This window comes from Enterobacter sp. 22452, from assembly GCF_052045065.1.
GTDB classification, from domain to species: domain Bacteria; phylum Pseudomonadota; class Gammaproteobacteria; order Enterobacterales; family Enterobacteriaceae; genus Enterobacter; species Enterobacter mori.
The window spans coordinates 1-15,550 of record NZ_JBQEOB010000010.1 but is presented as its reverse complement, the minus strand read 5'-3'; the positions used below and the strand labels follow the sequence as shown (position 1 = coordinate 15,550).

The 15,550-nt window shown below is 55.3% G+C and carries 18 protein-coding genes; 15 read left to right on the top strand and 3 right to left on the bottom strand.

The annotated features are described in order from the left end of the window. Nucleotide 1 precedes the first annotated feature (1 nt). Nucleotides 2-619 (top strand): malonate decarboxylase holo-ACP synthase, encoded by a 618-nt coding sequence (locus ACTJJA_RS21165; protein ID WP_440669148.1) that lies wholly within the window; start codon nt 2-4, stop codon nt 617-619. Then, nucleotides 619-1,515: a malonate decarboxylase subunit epsilon gene (gene mdcH, locus ACTJJA_RS21160; protein ID WP_440669147.1), complete on the top strand. Its 897-nt coding sequence runs from the start codon at nt 619-621 to the stop codon at nt 1,513-1,515. The genes ACTJJA_RS21165 and mdcH overlap by 1 nt, the downstream gene beginning before the upstream one ends. Before the next feature lie 85 nt (nt 1,516-1,600). Here mdcH and ACTJJA_RS21155 read toward each other — a convergent pair whose 3' ends face one another. Together ACTJJA_RS21155 and ACTJJA_RS21150 are read right to left on the bottom strand one after the other, a co-directional pair. Beyond that, a complete protein-coding gene (locus ACTJJA_RS21155; RefSeq protein WP_440669146.1) occupies nt 1,601-2,533 on the bottom strand; it encodes a LysR substrate-binding domain-containing protein in 933 nt (310 codons plus the stop codon). Nucleotides 2,534-2,548: 15 nt separating this feature from the next. After that, the gene (locus tag ACTJJA_RS21150; RefSeq protein WP_333080479.1) at nt 2,549-4,453 is read right to left on the bottom strand and encodes an ABC transporter ATP-binding protein; all 1,905 of its coding nucleotides are present in this window, start codon (nt 4,451-4,453) and stop codon (nt 2,549-2,551) included. Nucleotides 4,454-4,588: 135 nt separating this feature from the next. Here ACTJJA_RS21150 and kefG point away from each other — a divergent pair, with 135 nt between their 5' ends. From kefG to slyD, 4 genes are all read left to right on the top strand, one after another. Next, nucleotides 4,589-5,143, top strand: coding sequence for a glutathione-regulated potassium-efflux system ancillary protein KefG (gene kefG, locus ACTJJA_RS21145; protein WP_085928927.1), 555 nt, complete (start codon nt 4,589-4,591; stop codon nt 5,141-5,143). After that, nucleotides 5,143-6,948, top strand: a complete 1,806-nt coding sequence (gene kefB / locus ACTJJA_RS21140; protein WP_100167375.1) for a glutathione-regulated potassium-efflux system protein KefB — start codon at nt 5,143-5,145, stop codon at nt 6,946-6,948. Before kefG ends, kefB begins: the two co-directional genes overlap by 1 nt. 13 nt (nt 6,949-6,961) lie before the next feature. Beyond that, complete coding sequence (locus ACTJJA_RS21135; protein ID WP_010436300.1) at nt 6,962-7,162, top strand: YheV family putative zinc ribbon protein; 201 nt, start codon at nt 6,962-6,964, stop codon at nt 7,160-7,162. A 94-nt stretch (nt 7,163-7,256) separates the two neighbouring features. After that, on the top strand, nt 7,257-7,835 hold the full coding sequence (slyD, locus tag ACTJJA_RS21130; RefSeq protein WP_440669145.1) for a peptidylprolyl isomerase: 579 nt from the start codon (nt 7,257-7,259) through the stop codon (nt 7,833-7,835). Nucleotides 7,836-7,886: 51 nt separating this feature from the next. On the opposite strand, the gene ACTJJA_RS21125 is transcribed toward slyD, so the two are convergent. Continuing rightward, nucleotides 7,887-8,105 carry a protein SlyX gene (locus ACTJJA_RS21125; protein ID WP_042321599.1) on the bottom strand — a complete coding sequence of 73 codons (219 nt, stop codon included), beginning with the start codon at nt 8,103-8,105 and terminating at the stop codon, nt 7,887-7,889. Nucleotides 8,106-8,343: 238 nt separating this feature from the next. Here ACTJJA_RS21125 and fkpA point away from each other — a divergent pair, with 238 nt between their 5' ends. The 9 genes from fkpA to tuf all read left to right on the top strand — a co-directional run. Then, nucleotides 8,344-9,162 (top strand): FKBP-type peptidyl-prolyl cis-trans isomerase, encoded by an 819-nt coding sequence (gene fkpA / locus ACTJJA_RS21120; protein WP_440669144.1) that lies wholly within the window; start codon nt 8,344-8,346, stop codon nt 9,160-9,162. A 167-nt stretch (nt 9,163-9,329) separates the two neighbouring features. Further along, complete coding sequence (locus ACTJJA_RS21115) at nt 9,330-10,052, top strand: helix-turn-helix transcriptional regulator (RefSeq protein ID WP_023333674.1); 723 nt, start codon at nt 9,330-9,332, stop codon at nt 10,050-10,052. After that, entirely contained in the window at nt 10,052-10,438 is a 387-nt protein-coding gene (gene tusD, locus ACTJJA_RS21110; protein ID WP_440669143.1) for a sulfurtransferase complex subunit TusD, read from the top strand. Before ACTJJA_RS21115 ends, tusD begins: the two co-directional genes overlap by 1 nt. Further along, a complete protein-coding gene (gene tusC, locus ACTJJA_RS21105; RefSeq protein WP_440669141.1) occupies nt 10,438-10,797 on the top strand; it encodes a sulfurtransferase complex subunit TusC in 360 nt (119 codons plus the stop codon). The genes tusD and tusC overlap by 1 nt, the downstream gene beginning before the upstream one ends. Nucleotides 10,798-10,804: 7 nt before the next feature. Then, nucleotides 10,805-11,092 (top strand): sulfurtransferase complex subunit TusB, encoded by a 288-nt coding sequence (gene tusB / locus ACTJJA_RS21100; RefSeq protein WP_089598589.1) that lies wholly within the window; start codon nt 10,805-10,807, stop codon nt 11,090-11,092. A 124-nt stretch (nt 11,093-11,216) separates the two neighbouring features. Further along, nucleotides 11,217-11,591: a 30S ribosomal protein S12 gene (gene rpsL, locus ACTJJA_RS21095; protein WP_000246815.1), complete on the top strand. Its 375-nt coding sequence runs from the start codon at nt 11,217-11,219 to the stop codon at nt 11,589-11,591. 96 nt (nt 11,592-11,687) lie between these two features. Further along, nucleotides 11,688-12,158, top strand: coding sequence for a 30S ribosomal protein S7 (gene rpsG / locus ACTJJA_RS21090; RefSeq protein ID WP_003861706.1), 471 nt, complete (start codon nt 11,688-11,690; stop codon nt 12,156-12,158). Nucleotides 12,159-12,254: 96 nt separating this feature from the next. Further along, nucleotides 12,255-14,369 carry an elongation factor G gene (gene fusA / locus ACTJJA_RS21085; protein WP_010436278.1) on the top strand — a complete coding sequence of 705 codons (2,115 nt, stop codon included), beginning with the start codon at nt 12,255-12,257 and terminating at the stop codon, nt 14,367-14,369. Nucleotides 14,370-14,438: 69 nt separating this feature from the next. Then, the coding region (tuf, locus tag ACTJJA_RS21080) for an elongation factor Tu (protein ID WP_440668893.1) at nt 14,439-15,550 on the top strand (1,112 nt) is incomplete at its 3' end.

Below are 15,550 nucleotides of genomic sequence, written 5' to 3'. Positions count from 1 at the left end.
CATGACCACAACATTACGCCCGCACGACCTCATCTGGCTTACCGCGCGCGACGCGCTGGAAGGCATCACCGAATCCTGGGTTGAGGCAGCCTGGCATATTGGCCTGCCGGTAGTGGTGCGGCGTGATGTTGATAATGAAGGCCGTATTCCCGTTGGCGTGCGCGGCCTGCGTCGCGACCAGCGGGCAGCCGGATGGGTGAAGACCGAAAACGTGCAGCGCGTGGTGCCGCCTGAAGACCTGTGCGTCACCGCCGATCTGCTGCGCTCGCCCTTTGTGACCCAGCCGCCGGTTCAGGTGGCGCTGCAGCTGGCTCAGCAGGCGTGGCCGTGGACGTGGGGCATTACCGGCAGCACCGGCTACGCGCTGGCGACCGGCATTCCGGTGATCCATGCCGACAGCGATCTGGACCTGCTGATCCGCGCCCCTGAGCCGATTTCCCCGGATGCTTTTACCGCATGGCAGTCGCAGCTGAGCCGCGCACTGTGTCGGGCGGATACGCAGGTCGATACCCCCGAAGGGGGCTTTGCGTTGGCGGAGTGGCTGCGCGACGGCAAAACGCTGCTGAAAACTCAATGTGGACCGCGCCTGGTGGCGGATCCGTGGCGCAGGGAGGAGTGATGAAAATACTGTTTACCTTTCCGGGACAGGGCACGCAGCACGAAGGTATGCTGCAAAACCTGCCGGGAACGGAGCTGGAACAGGCGCGAGAGGTGCTTGGCGCCGAAGTGGATACGCTGGACAGTGCAGCCTCACTCGCTCACACCCGCGCGGTTCAGCTTTCGCTGCTGATTGCCGGCGTGGCCTGGGGGCGCGAGCTGGAGCGTCGCGGCGTGACGCCGGATATCGTCAGCGGTCTGTCCATCGGCGCTTATCCGGCGGCGGTTATCGCGGGCGCGCTGGATTTTTCGGACGCGCTGAGTCTGGTGGCGCTGCGCGGCGATCTAATGGAACAGGCTTATCCGCACGGCTACGGCCTGACGGCAATCATGGGCTTGACCCTGCCGCAGGTGGAAACGCTGATTGAAGGCACCGGAACCTATATTGCCAACCTGAACGCTGAAACGCAGATCGTGATTGCCGGAACCAATGACGGGATGGCACAGGTGGCAGAACGCGCACTGGCAAAAGGAGCGAGCAAGGCCAGGCGGCTGGCGGTTAGCGTGCCGTCGCACTGCGCGCTGCTGGCGGAACCGGCGAAAAAGCTGGCGTCGGCGTTTGAGCCCGTTACGCTGGCTCGTCCACGCTGCGCCTACCTGAGCGGCAGCACCGGGCGCGTGCTCTGGCAGCCGGAAAAGATTGCCGACGATCTGGCGATGAACATGGCGCGTACGGTGCGCTGGCAGGAGGCGATGATTTCCGCTAACGAACGCGAAGCCCGGCTGGCGATCGAGATGCCGCCCGGCGGCGTACTGACCTGTCTGACGCGACAGGCCGCGTGGGAAGGGGAGACTATCTCTCTTGAGCGCAGCGGGGTTGATGTGGCGGTGCATCTGGCGGGTCGGCTTCAGCGATGAGTTTGTTGCCCGGTGGCGCTACGCTTACCGGGCCTACAATCCAGGAGTAGGCCCGGTAAGGCGCAGCCGCCACCGGGCAATAACATCAGGCACCTTCCTGTAAGCTGCGCGCATACATCCGACCTTCGGCCGCCAGCGCGCGCAGGCTTGGGTCCTGCTCGCGGTTACGGGCAAAGACAATCGCGATCAGCTGCTGCATCTGGTACGGTTCCGCCAGCTTCAACAGCTGCACGGAATTCTCGTAGACCTTCTTCATCCTGCCCGGCATCAGCGTAAATCCAACGCCTGCCTGCACCAGGCTCAGCATCGAGAAAATGTCATTAACGCGCGTGACGATTTCCGGCTCGAACCCGGCGATATGAAACGCTTCCTGAAACCCTGCATACGTGGCGAACCCTTCCGCCAGGGCGACAAATTTCTGGTCATTATAATCACGCAGATCCGCGGGGCCGCAGGTATTCAGCGTGGCGGAAGCCGGTGCGGCAAGGAAAATATCGTCGTGGAACAGCGGCAGCACTTCGAGGCTGTTACGGTCGATGTCGCTTTCGGAGATGGAGATAAGAATCGCGTCCAGCGAGCCTTCATCCAGCATGTGCAGCAGGGTGTCATTGGAGCCCATCGTCAGATCCATCTCCAGATCCGGACGGCGCAGCTTCATACCCATAATCAGACGCGGTACGGTTTCCAGGGTGAGCGAGTAGAGCGTGCCCACGCGCAGCCGCCCCTGGCCGATACCGGCGATTTTGCGGGACTCCTCGAGCCCGCGCTCCATCACCTGCATCACCTCCTGGCAATACTCCAGCAGCGTCCACGCGGAGGGGAGCGCAATCAGGTTACGCCCCTTGTGGGTAAAGAGCGGGCAGCGCACGTTCTCTTCCAGGGTGTGCAGCGCGCGGTGCACGCTGACCCCGCTCAGGCCCAGCGTTTCGGCGGTACGCGCGATATTCCCCTTCTCCATAAACGTCATGAAGATGCTGAGCTTGCGGAATGTAATATCGCTCGTGGTATCGAAACGCATAACCCTCCCGATGGTTTAGTCGGCCTGAAGCATGGCTTCCAGCTGTTCCTGCGCGTCCAGCCACGCCATTTCGCACTCTTCGAGGCTGGATTTGGTTTTCGCCTGGGTTTGCAGACAGTCGGTCAGTTCCGCTTTGCGGCTCTGGTCGTACAGCCCGCTGTCGCCCAGCTTCTCTTCAACGGTAGCCAGCGTGGCGTTGAGCTTTTCCATCTCTTTTTCAAGACGGGCAATCTCTTTACGCAGCGGCTGCGTCTGGGTGCGCAGTTCGGCTTCGCGGCGCTTCTGGTCTTTACGCGACTGCGCGCTGTTGGCGTTGTCTTTCGCGGACTCTTCCGGCTGGTTTTCCTGCTTCTGCACGTCCGTCAGCCACTGCTGGTAATCTTCCAGATCGCCGTCGAACGGTTCAACTTTGCCGCCGTGTACCAGGTAGAGATCGTCCGTGGTAGAGCGGATCAGGTGGCGGTCGTGCGAAACCACAACCAGCGCGCCTTCGAACTCGATCAGCGCTTCGGTCAGCGCCTGACGCATGTCGAGATCCAGGTGGTTGGTCGGTTCATCGAGCAGCAGCAGGTTCGGGCGCTGCCAGACGATCAGCGCCAGCACCAGACGGGCTTTTTCGCCCCCGGAGAAGCGCTCGGTGTTTTCCGTCACCTTATCGCCCTGGAAGCCGAAGCCGCCGAGGTAGTCGCGCAGCTTCTGCTCCATCTCCTGCGGCGCAAGACGCGCCAGGTGTTGAATCGGCGATTCATCCGCGCGTAAAAATTCCAGCTGATGCTGGGCGAAGTAGCCGAGCTTGATGCCCTTCGCCAGGCCGATTTCACCGCTGACCGGGTTAAGCTCGCCCGCCAGCAGTTTGATCAGCGTCGATTTACCGGCACCGTTGCGCCCCAGCAGGCCAATGCGCGAACCCGGCACCAGGTTGAGCTTGATGGAATCGAGAATAATGCGCTCGGCATAGCCCGCGCTGACCTTCTCCATCTTCAGCAGCGGGTTCGGCAGGCTTTCTGGCTCGCGGAAACTGAAGTGAAACGGGTTATCCACGTGCGCCGGGGCAATCATCTCCATGCGCTCCAGCATCTTGATGCGGCTCTGGGCCTGCTTGGCTTTTGACGCTTTGGCCTTAAAGCGATCCACAAAGCTCTGCAGGTGTGCCACGCGCTGCTGCTGGCTTTCGTACATGGACTGCTGCTGGGCAAGGCGCGTCGCGCGCTGGCGCTCGAAGGAGCTGTAGTTGCCGGTGTACTCGAACATCGTTTGCTGTTCGATGTGAATGATTTTATCCACCACCGGGTCGAGGAAGTCACGGTCGTGGGAGATCAGAATCAGAGTGCCCTGATAGCTCTTCAGCCACTTCTCCAGCCAAATAACGGCATCAAGATCGAGGTGGTTGGTCGGTTCATCGAGCAGCAGCAGGTCAGAGCGGCAGATCAGCGCCTGCGCAAGGTTGAGGCGCATACGCCAGCCGCCGGAGAAGTCGCTGACCGGGCGTTCCAGCTGTTCATTGCTGAAGCCCAGGCCGTGCAGCAGGCTGGAGGCGCGGGAGCGAATGGTCCAGGCGTCGATGGCGTCCAGCTTGCCGTGAACGGTGGCGATGGCGTGACCGTCGTTGCGCTCGTTCGCGGCGTTGAGTTCTGCCTCGAGCTTGCGGTATTCACGGTCGCCGTCGATAACATAGTCGAGCGCCGGTTCACTCAGCGCAGGCGTCTCCTGGTTTACCCAGGCAAGCTGCCAGTTCCCCGGGAAGGTAAAGTTACCGCCATCCGCGCTAATCTCGTTTTTCAGCAGCGCCAGCAGGGTGGATTTACCGCAGCCGTTTTTGCCGACCAGACCCACTTTTTGACCTGGATTAATGGTGGCGGTGGCGTTATCCAGCAGGACGCGCACGCCGCGGCGAATTTGTAACGAGGAGAAAACAATCATAGAAGCGCCGTATGTTCCGACTATGTTAATTTGTCATTATGATAATGTAAGGTGTGGGCCATTTTCCGCACCGGGCCGCCATGGTAGCCCAAAACAACGACGATACACAAAAACAGAAACAAGACCGGGAGGGGAATGATGTCTCAGACAGCAAAGGTGCTGCTGCTGTATGCCCATCCGGAATCTCAGGACTCGGTGGCGAACCGGGTGCTGCTTAAGCCGGCCACACAGCTCAGTAACGTAACAGTGCACGATCTCTACGCGCACTATCCTGATTTCTTTATTGATATTCCTTACGAGCAGGAACTGCTGCGTCAGCATGACGTCATTGTGTTCCAGCATCCGCTTTATACCTATAGCTGTCCGGCGCTGCTTAAAGAGTGGCTGGACCGCGTGCTGAGCCGGGGCTTCTCCAGCGGGGTGGGGGGCAACCAGCTGGCGGGAAAGTACTGGCGTAGCGTCATCACGACCGGTGAACCAGAAAGCGCTTACCGTCACGACGGGCTGAACCGCTATCCGATGAGCGATATCCTGCGTCCCTTTGAGCTGACGGCGGCAATGTGCCGTATGCACTGGATGAGCCCGATTATTGTCTACTGGGCGCGACGCCAGCAGCCACAAGAGCTGGCGAGCCACGCCAGAGCCTACGGTGAATGGCTGGCCTCACCGATTCCGGCAGGAGGTCGTTGATGGAAGGATCGAATTTACTCCTCGCCGGGGTGTTGTTTTTATTTGCGGCGGTTGTGGCGGTGCCGCTTGCGGCACGTATCGGGATCGGTGCAGTGCTGGGGTATTTGTTGGCGGGGATCGCCATCGGCCCCTGGGGGCTGGGATTCATCAGCGATGTGGATGAGATCCTCCACTTCTCTGAACTGGGCGTCGTGTTCCTGATGTTCATCATCGGCCTTGAACTGAACCCGTCCAAGCTGTGGCAGCTTCGGCGCTCCATCTTCGGCGTGGGGGCGGCACAGGTGCTGTTCAGCGCCGCGATTCTGGGCGGGCTGCTCATGTTGACGCAGTTTTCCTGGCAGGCGGCGGTGATCGGCGGGATTGGCCTCGCGATGTCCTCCACGGCGATGGCGCTGCAGCTGATGCGCGACAAAGGGATGAATCGCAACGAAGCCGGACAGCTGGGCTTTTCGGTGCTGCTGTTTCAGGATTTGGCCGTCATCCCGGCGCTGGCGCTGGTGCCGCTGCTGGCAGGATCCGGTGACGATCATTTTGACTGGGTAAAAATCTCCATGAAGGTGCTGGCCTTCGCGGGGATGCTGATTGGCGGGCGTTTCTTACTGCGTCCGGTGTTCCGCTTTATTGCCGCCTCGGGCGTTCGTGAAGTGTTTACCGCCGCGACGCTGTTGCTGGTGCTTGGCTCTGCGCTGTTTATGGATGCGCTGGGGCTGTCGATGGCGCTGGGGACGTTCATCGCCGGGGTGCTGCTGGCGGAGAGCGAATATCGTCACGAACTGGAAATTGCCATCGATCCGTTTAAGGGGCTGCTGTTAGGGCTGTTCTTTATTTCGGTCGGCATGGCGCTGAACCTTGGCGTGCTTTATACCCATCTGCTGTGGGTGGCCGTGAGCGTGGCGGTGCTGGTGGCGGTGAAAACGCTGGTGCTCTACGTACTGGCCCGTATTTACGGGCTGCGTAGCTCGGAACGTATGCAGTTTGCCAGCGTGCTAAGCCAGGGAGGAGAGTTCGCGTTTGTGCTGTTCTCTACCGCATCTTCCCAAAAACTCTTCAAAGATGACCAGATGGCGCTGCTGCTGGTGACGGTCACGCTGTCGATGATGACCACGCCGCTGCTGATGAAGCTGGTGGATAAACTGCTGTCGCGCCGGTTTAACCCGGCTGATGATGAAGACGAAGCGCCCTGGGTGGAAGATGATAAGCCACAGGTTATCGTCGTGGGTTTTGGCCGTTTCGGACAGGTGATTGGGCGTTTGCTGATGGCGAACAAAATGCGCATCACGGTACTGGAGCGCGATATCAGCGCGGTCAACCTGATGCGCAAATATGGCTATAAGGTTTACTACGGCGATGCGACCCAGCTTGAGCTGCTGCGCTCGGCGGGGGCGGAAGCGGCAGAGTCCATCGTGATTACCTGTAATGATCCGGAAGACACGATGAAGTTGGTAGAGCTGTGTCAGCAGCATTTCCCGCATCTGCATATTCTGGCGCGTGCGCGGGGGCGTGTTGAAGCTCACGAATTGTTGCAGGCGGGTGTGAAACACTTCTCACGTGAGACGTTCTCCAGTGCGCTGGAGCTGGGCCGCAAGGCGCTGATCTCGCTCGGCATGCATCCGCATCAGGCGCAGCGCGCCCAGATGCACTTCCGCCGGCTGGATATGCGGATGCTGCGCGAGCTGATGCCGGTCCATACCGATACGGCGCAAATCTCCCGCGTGCGGGAAGCGCGTCGCGAGCTGGAGGAGATCTTCCAGAGAGAGATGCAACAGGAACGACGCCAACTGGACGGCTGGGACGAATTTGAATAAAGGGTAACGAAAGATGGCTGTACGTAAACGCTTTATCGCGGGGGCAAAATGCCCGACCTGCCAGGCGCAAGATACTTTGGCTATGTGGCGTGAGAATAATATTGATGTAGTTGAGTGTGTTAAGTGCGGTCACCAGATGCGTGAGGCTGATAAAGAGGCCCGCGATCACGTTCGCAAAGAAGAGCAAGTGATCGGCATTTTTCATCCGGACTAGCGATATGCCCTGAGTTTTTTTAAGCTAAAGGGTACACGGGTGCAGATTTCCGCTACAATCTGCGCCAGCAATTTTCCCACGCTCAGGAGATATCATGAAAGTAGCAAAAGACCTGGTGGTCAGCCTGGCCTATCAGGTACGTACAGAAGACGGTGTGTTGGTTGATGAGTCTCCGGTGAGTGCGCCGCTGGACTACCTGCATGGTCACGGCTCCCTGATTTCTGGCCTGGAAACAGCGCTGGAAGGTCATGACGTTGGCGACAAATTCGACGTTGCTGTAGGCGCGAACGACGCTTACGGTCAGTATGACGACAACCTGGTTCAGCGCGTTCCTAAAGACGTGTTCATGGGCGTTGACGAACTGCAGGTTGGCATGCGCTTCCTGGCGGAAACCGACCAGGGCCCGGTGCCGGTTGAAATCACTGAAGTTGAAGACGACCACGTTGTGGTTGACGGCAACCACATGCTGGCTGGCCAGAACCTGAAATTCAACGTAGAAGTTGTTGCGATCCGTGAAGCAACCGAAGAAGAACTGGCTCATGGCCACGTTCACGGTGCACACGGTCACGACCATGACCACGATCACGGCCACGATGGCTGCTGCGGTGGTCACGGCCACGATCACGACCACGGTAAAGGTGGTTGCGGCAACGGCGGCTGCGGCTGCCACTAATACCGTCATGCGGAAAATAAAAAAGCGGGATAATCCCGCTTTTTTTACGCCTCAATAATGAGGTGGTGGCGTCTCTTCTGACTGAGAGGCGATGTGCGACGACTGCGTTGCCTTCACTTTTTCAGTGAGCAGGCGCATCAGATCGCGCAGTTTTGCCATTTCAAGTTCATGGGCGGTCACGGTCTGGTTAAGTTCTTCGATGGTGATGTCCTGAAAAGCCAGTCGGCTTTCCAGCTCAGCCAGTCTCGCTTCAATCATTGTGTCCTTCATGGTTCACCTCGTCAATTTCACACTCGCCATAATGGGCCTGCGGCGGCGAAGTTTAACTGAGTTTATCCTCAAGTGCAGTATCCATCCCTTTGGCAAGAAACTTATTTAAACAAAAATAGTCTGAAAAGAGACGAGAATCGGGAGAGTCTGTCTGTAGATTTCTTCCGCAACGATTTATAGTACGTCACTCATTTACGTTTAATGCTGGGGTGAGAGTCCCCAGGCCCTGGAGATATGGATGAAATCACTGTTCAAAGTAACGCTGCTGGCGACGACAATGGCTGTCGCACTGAATGCACCGCTGTCTTTCGCTGCTGACACTGCAGCGAAGCCTGCTGCAACTGCAGACAGCAAAGCGGCGTTCAAAAATGACGACCAGAAATCCGCCTACGCACTTGGCGCATCTCTGGGTCGTTACATGGAAAACTCTCTGAAAGAGCAAGAGAAACTGGGCATCAAACTGGACAAAGCTCAGCTGATCGCGGGTGTTCAGGATGCGTTTGCAGATAAGAGCAAACTGTCTGACCAGGAAATCGAACAGACTCTGCAGGCGTTTGAAGCGCGTGTGAAAGGTGCTGCTCAGACCAAAATGGAAGCAGATGCCAAAGACAACGAAGCGAAAGGCAAAGCCTACCGCGATACCTTTGCTAAAGAAAAAGGTGTAAAAACCTCCTCTACTGGCCTGGTGTACAAAGTTGAGAAAGAAGGTACCGGTGATGCGCCTAAAGACAGCGACACCGTTGTGGTTAACTACAAAGGTACGTTGATCGACGGTAAAGAGTTCGACAACTCTTACACCCGTGGTGAGCCTCTTTCCTTCCGTCTGGACGGTGTGATCCCGGGCTGGACCGAAGGCCTGAAGAACATCAAGAAAGGTGGCAAGATCAAGATGGTCATCCCACCGGATCTGGCTTACGGCAAAACCGGTGTTCCGGGTATCCCAGCGAACTCTACGCTGGTCTTTGACGTAGAACTGCTGGATATCAAACCGGCACCTAAAGCGGATACCAAGGCAGATGCTCCGGCTGACGATAAAGCCGCTGCTGCTAAGAAGTAATGCTGAAAAAAAACCGCCGCCTTTGAGGCGGCGGTTTTTTTATTGTAGGGCAGATATAATTAACACTGGAAAGCGCTATACACGCTGTATTAATTTAGTTGTCCGTGTAGATAATGAGCCTGCCCTGAAAACCTAACGACAGGCTCCTGAAAAGGAGTGTTTTTTTCATGTCCAGGTCGCTTTTAACCAACGAAACCAGTGAACTCGATTTGCTGGATCAACGTCCTTTTGACCAGACCGACTTCGATATTCTGAAATCCTACGAGGCGGTGGTGGACGGGTTAGCGATGCTCATTGGCTCCCACTGCGAAATCGTATTGCACTCCCTGCAAGATCTGAAATGTTCCGCCATCCGCATTGCGAATGGTGAACATACTGGCCGTAAAATTGGTTCGCCAATCACCGACCTTGCATTGCGTATGTTGCATGACATGACCGGCGCGGACAGCAGCGTCTCCAAATGTTACTTCACTCGCGCCAAAAGCGGTGTGTTGATGAAATCAGAAACTATCGCCATTCGAAACCGTGACCATCGTGTTATCGGTTTGCTGTGCATCAACATGAACCTTGATGTACCGTTCTCGCAAATCATGAGCACCTTTATTCCACCAGAAACCCCAGATGTGGGCTCTTCTGTGAATTTTGCCTCTTCTGTTGAGGACCTGGTGACCCAGACGCTGGAGTTCACCATTGAAGAGGTGAATGCCGATCGCAACGTCTCGAACAACGCCAAGAATCGTCAGATCGTACTTAACCTCTACGAGAAAGGGATTTTTGACATCAAAGACGCCATTAACCAGGTGGCCGATCGTCTGAATATCTCCAAGCACACGGTTTACCTCTACATTCGCCAGTTCAAAAGCGGCGATTTCCTGGGGCAAGACAAGTAATGCGTTTTGCGTTAATGGTGACAGGCCCGGCGTATGGCACTCAGCAGGCCAGCAGTGCGCTGCAGTTTGCTCATGCGCTACGTGAGGCTGGACACGAACTGGCGAGCGTCTTCTTCTATCGGGAAGGGGTCTATAACGCGAACCAGTTTACGTCACCGGCGAGCGATGAATTTGACCTTGTCCGCGCCTGGCAGGCATTAAATGAAAAGCATGGCGTTGAGCTGCATATCTGCGTGGCAGCGGCATTGCGCCGCGGCGTGACGGATGCGGCTGAAGCGGAGCGTCTCGGCTTGCCAGGGGCTAACCTGCAGCCCGGGTTTTCGTTGAGTGGCCTGGGGGCACTGGCCCAGGCCGCGCTAACCTGCGACAGAGTGGTGCAGTTTTAATGAAGCGTGTCGCGTTTGTTTTTTCGTCTGCTCCCCATGGGAGTGCGTCTGGCAGAGAAGGGCTGGACGCGTTGCTCGCAACCTCCGCATTAACCGAAGATATTGGCGTATTCTTTCTGGGAGACGGCGTATTCCAGCTGCTGGCGGGCCAGCAACCGCAGGCAATTCTGGCGCGGGACTACATCGCTACCTTCAAAGTTTTACCGCTTTACGACATTGAAACCTTCTACGTGTGTGCTGACTCATTGGCTGCGCGCGGTCTCAATAATAAGACGTCTTTCGTGCTGGATGTCACGCTCCTCCCCGCGGGTGCGCTGCGCGAACAACTCTCTCAATATGATACTGTTCTGACTTTCTGAGGCTGACATGCTGCACACCCTGAGCCATTCACCGTGGCAATGTGATATCGACGCGTTACTGAGCATGTTGCGCGAAGGGGATGATTTGCTGCTGATTCAGGACGGTGTGCTTGCGGCGCTTGATGGTAGTCAGTTCGTTGAAATCCTCAGCAGTGCCCCCATATCCATCTCTGCGCTGAAAGACGATCTTGAAGCGCGAGGTCTTGCTGGTCAAATTTCAGCCAAAATTGACGTGGTTGGCTATACTGATTTCGTCAATCTTACTGTGACACACCCCAGTCAAATGAACTGGTGATTTGAGATCGCTGTATATTTCTTGACACCTTTTCGACGTAGCCCTAAAATTTCGCGTCCTCATATTGTATGAGGTCGATTTATTACGTGTTTACGAAGCAAAAGCTAAAACCAGGAGCTATTTAATGGCAACAGTTAACCAGCTGGTACGCAAACCACGTGCACGCAAAGTTGCAAAAAGCAACGTGCCTGCACTGGAAGCCTGCCCGCAGAAACGTGGCGTATGTACTCGTGTATATACCACCACTCCTAAAAAACCAAACTCCGCACTGCGTAAAGTATGCCGTGTGCGTTTGACTAACGGTTTCGAAGTGACTTCCTACATCGGTGGTGAAGGTCACAACCTGCAGGAGCACTCCGTGATCCTGATCCGTGGCGGTCGTGTTAAAGACCTTCCGGGTGTTCGTTACCACACCGTTCGTGGTGCGCTCGACTGCTCAGGTGTTAAAGACCGTAAGCAGGCTCGCTCCAAGTACGGCGTGAAGCGTCCTAAGGCTTAATGGTTCTCCGTTAAGTAAGGCCAAACTGATTTATCTTAATGTCACACTAAACTCTTTGAGTTTTGGACAATCCTGAATTAACAACGGAGTATTCCCATGCCACGTCGTCGCGTCATTGGTCAGCGTAAAATCCTTCCAGATCCGAAATTCGGATCAGAACTGCTGGCAAAATTTGTAAATATCCTGATGGTAGATGGTAAAAAATCTACTGCAGAAGCAATCGTATACAGCGCGCTTGAGACCCTGGCTCAGCGTTCTGGTAAAAATGAACTGGAAGCTTTCGAAGTCGCTCTCGACAACGTTCGCCCAACTGTAGAAGTTAAGTCCCGCCGCGTTGGTGGTTCTACTTATCAGGTTCCAGTTGAAGTTCGTCCGGTTCGTCGTAATGCTCTGGCAATGCGTTGGATCGTTGAAGCTGCTCGTAAACGCGGTGATAAATCCATGGCTCTGCGTCTGGCGAACGAACTTTCTGATGCTGCAGAAAACAAAGGTACTGCAGTTAAGAAACGTGAAGACGTTCACCGTATGGCAGAAGCCAACAAGGCGTTCGCACACTACCGTTGGTAATCCCTTCGGAGTATTAGTCACCAGGCGGGCGCTTCAGAGAAGCCGCCCGCTCTGGGTAACTTAACTGAACGCCTAAAGAAACAAACGAGGAATCAAATGGCTCGTACAACACCCATCGCACGCTACCGTAACATCGGTATCAGTGCGCACATCGACGCCGGTAAGACCACTACTACCGAACGTATTCTGTTCTACACCGGTGTAAACCACAAAATCGGTGAAGTTCATGACGGCGCAGCCACCATGGACTGGATGGAACAGGAGCAGGAGCGTGGTATTACTATCACCTCCGCAGCGACTACTGCATTCTGGTCAGGTATGGCTAAGCAGTACGAACCGCATCGCGTAAACATCATCGACACCCCAGGCCACGTTGACTTCACCATCGAAGTAGAACGTTCCATGCGTGTTCTTGACGGCGCGGTAATGGTTTATTGCGCAGTTGGTGGTGTTCAGCCACAGTCTGAAACCGTATGGCGTCAGGCGAACAAATATAAAGTTCCACGCATCGCGTTCGTTAACAAAATGGACCGTATGGGTGCTAACTTCCTGAAAGTTGTTGGTCAGATCAAAACCCGTCTGGGCGCGAACCCTGTTCCGCTGCAGCTGGCAATTGGTGCTGAAGAAGGTTTCACCGGTGTTATCGACCTGGTGAAAATGAAAGCCATCAACTGGAACGAAGAAGACGCAGGCGTTACCTTCACTTACGAAGATATCCCAGCAGACATGCAGGACCTGGCTGACGAATGGCACCAGAACCTGATCGAGTCCGCTGCTGAAGCTTCTGAAGAGCTGATGGAGAAATACCTGGGTGGTGAAGAACTGACTGAAGAAGAGATCAAGAAAGCTCTGCGTCAGCGCGTTCTGAACAACGAAATCATCCTGGTAACCTGTGGTTCTGCGTTCAAGAACAAAGGTGTTCAGGCGATGCTGGATGCGGTAGTTGACTACCTGCCATCCCCAGTTGACGTACCTGCGATCAACGGCATCCTGGACGACGGTAAAGATACTCCGGCTGAGCGTCACGCAAGTGATGACGAGCCGTTCTCTGCACTGGCGTTCAAAATTGCTACCGACCCATTCGTGGGTAACCTGACCTTCTTCCGCGTTTACTCTGGTGTGGTTAACTCCGGTGACACCATCCTGAACTCCGTGAAAGCGGCGCGTGAGCGTTTTGGCCGTATCGTACAGATGCACGCTAACAAACGTGAAGAGATCAAAGAAGTTCGTGCGGGCGACATCGCTGCAGCTATCGGTCTGAAAGACGTGACTACTGGTGACACCCTGTGTAACCCAGATCACCCGATCATTCTGGAGCGTATGGAATTCCCTGAGCCGGTAATCTCCATCGCGGTTGAACCAAAAACCAAAGCTGACCAGGAAAAAATGGGTCTGGCTCTGGGCCGTCTGGCGAAAGAAGACCCATCATTCCGCGTATGGACTGATGAAGAATCTAACCAGACCATCATCGCTGGTATGGGTGAGCTGCACCTGGACATCATCGTTGACCGTATGAAGCGTGAATTCAACGTTGAAGCGAACGTGGGTAAACCTCAGGTTGCTTACCGCGAAGCGATTCGTGCGAAAGTTACCGATGTTGAAGGTAAACACGCTAAGCAGTCTGGTGGTCGCGGTCAGTACGGTCACGTTGTGATCGACATGTACCCACTGGAGCCGGGCTCTAACCCTAAAGGTTACGAGTTCATCAACGACATCAAAGGTGGTGTAATTCCTGGCGAATACATCCCAGCCGTTGATAAAGGCATCCAGGAGCAGCTGAAAGCGGGCCCTCTGGCTGGCTATCCAGTTGTTGACATGGGTGTTCGTCTGCACTTCGGTTCTTACCATGACGTTGACTCCTCTGAACTGGCGTTTAAACTGGCTGCGTCTATTGCCTTTAAAGAAGGCTTTAAGAAAGCAAAACCAGTTCTGCTTGAGCCGATCATGAAGGTTGAAGTAGAAACTCCTGAAGAGAACACCGGTGACGTTATCGGTGACTTGAGCCGTCGTCGCGGTATGCTGCGTGGTCAGGAATCTGAAGTAACTGGCGTTAAGATCCACGCTGAAGTTCCGCTGTCTGAAATGTTCGGATATGCAACTCAGCTGCGTTCTCTGACCAAAGGTCGTGCATCGTACACCATGGAATTCCTGAAGTATGATGATGCGCCTAACAACGTTGCTCAGGCCGTTATTGAAGCCCGTGGTAAGTAATCCACAGGATTAAAACCTAAGTCCCGTGCTCTCTCCAAAGGGGAGAGCACTATAGTAAGGAATATAGCCGTGTCTAAAGAAAAATTTGAACGTACAAAACCGCACGTCAACGTTGGTACTATCGGCCACGTTGACCATGGTAAAACTACCCTGACTGCTGCAATCACTACCGTTCTGGCTAAAACCTACGGTGGTTCTGCTCGTGCATTCGACCAGATCGATAACGCACCAGAAGAAAAAGCTCGTGGTATCACCATCAACACTTCCCACGTTGAATACGACACCCCGACTCGCCACTACGCACACGTAGACTGCCCAGGCCACGCCGACTATGTTAAAAACATGATCACCGGTGCTGCGCAGATGGACGGCGCGATCCTGGTTGTTGCTGCGACTGACGGCCCAATGCCTCAGACTCGTGAGCACATCCTGCTGGGTCGTCAGGTAGGCGTTCCTTTCATCATCGTGTTCCTGAACAAATGCGACATGGTTGATGACGAAGAGCTGCTGGAACTGGTAGAGATGGAAGTTCGTGAACTGCTGTCTCAGTACGATTTCCCAGGCGACGACACTCCAATCGTTCGTGGTTCCGCGCTGAAAGCGCTGGAAGGCGAAGCAGAGTGGGAAGCAAAAATCATCGAACTGGCTGGCTACCTGGATTCTTACATCCCAGAACCAGAGCGTGCGATTGACAAGCCATTCCTGCTGCCAATCGAAGACGTATTCTCCATCTCCGGTCGTGGTACCGTTGTTACCGGTCGTGTAGAGCGCGGTATCATCAAAGTTGGCGAAGAAGTTGAAATCGTTGGTATCAAAGAGACTGCTAAGTCTACCTGTACTGGCGTTGAAATGTTCCGCAAACTGCTGGACGAAGGCCGTGCTGGTGAGAACGTTGGTGTTCTGCTGCGTGGTATCAAACGTGAAGAAATCGAACGTGGTCAGGTTCTGGCGAAGCCAGGCTCAATCAAGCCACACACCAAGTTCGAATCTGAAGTGTACATCCTGTCCAAAGACGAAGGCGGCCGTCATACTCCGTTCTTCAAAGGCTACCGTCCACAGTTCTACTTCCGTACAACTGACGTGACCGGTACCATCGAACTGCCAGAAGGCGTTGAGATGGTAATGCCAGGCGACAACATCAAGATGGTTGTGACTCTGATCCACCCAATCGCGATGGACGA

Bases quoted from the DNA above. Each gene is read 5' to 3' on its own strand.
- ACTJJA_RS21165 (WP_440669148.1), top strand. From the start codon at position 2: ATGACCACAACATTACGCCCGCACGACCTCATCTGGCTTACCGCGCGC.
- mdcH (WP_440669147.1), top strand. From the start codon at position 619: ATGAAAATACTGTTTACCTTTCCGGGACAGGGCACGCAGCACGAAGGT.
- ACTJJA_RS21155 (WP_440669146.1), bottom strand. From the start codon at position 2,533: ATGCGTTTCGATACCACGAGCGATATTACATTCCGCAAGCTCAGCATC.
- ACTJJA_RS21150 (WP_333080479.1), bottom strand. From the start codon at position 4,453: ATGATTGTTTTCTCCTCGTTACAAATTCGCCGCGGCGTGCGCGTCCTG.
- kefG (WP_085928927.1), top strand. From the start codon at position 4,589: ATGATGTCTCAGACAGCAAAGGTGCTGCTGCTGTATGCCCATCCGGAA.
- kefB (WP_100167375.1), top strand. From the start codon at position 5,143: ATGGAAGGATCGAATTTACTCCTCGCCGGGGTGTTGTTTTTATTTGCG.
- ACTJJA_RS21135 (WP_010436300.1), top strand. From the start codon at position 6,962: ATGGCTGTACGTAAACGCTTTATCGCGGGGGCAAAATGCCCGACCTGC.
- slyD (WP_440669145.1), top strand. From the start codon at position 7,257: ATGAAAGTAGCAAAAGACCTGGTGGTCAGCCTGGCCTATCAGGTACGT.
- ACTJJA_RS21125 (WP_042321599.1), bottom strand. From the start codon at position 8,105: ATGAAGGACACAATGATTGAAGCGAGACTGGCTGAGCTGGAAAGCCGA.
- fkpA (WP_440669144.1), top strand. From the start codon at position 8,344: ATGAAATCACTGTTCAAAGTAACGCTGCTGGCGACGACAATGGCTGTC.
- ACTJJA_RS21115 (WP_023333674.1), top strand. From the start codon at position 9,330: ATGTCCAGGTCGCTTTTAACCAACGAAACCAGTGAACTCGATTTGCTG.
- tusD (WP_440669143.1), top strand. From the start codon at position 10,052: ATGCGTTTTGCGTTAATGGTGACAGGCCCGGCGTATGGCACTCAGCAG.
- tusC (WP_440669141.1), top strand. From the start codon at position 10,438: ATGAAGCGTGTCGCGTTTGTTTTTTCGTCTGCTCCCCATGGGAGTGCG.
- tusB (WP_089598589.1), top strand. From the start codon at position 10,805: ATGCTGCACACCCTGAGCCATTCACCGTGGCAATGTGATATCGACGCG.
- rpsL (WP_000246815.1), top strand. From the start codon at position 11,217: ATGGCAACAGTTAACCAGCTGGTACGCAAACCACGTGCACGCAAAGTT.
- rpsG (WP_003861706.1), top strand. From the start codon at position 11,688: ATGCCACGTCGTCGCGTCATTGGTCAGCGTAAAATCCTTCCAGATCCG.
- fusA (WP_010436278.1), top strand. From the start codon at position 12,255: ATGGCTCGTACAACACCCATCGCACGCTACCGTAACATCGGTATCAGT.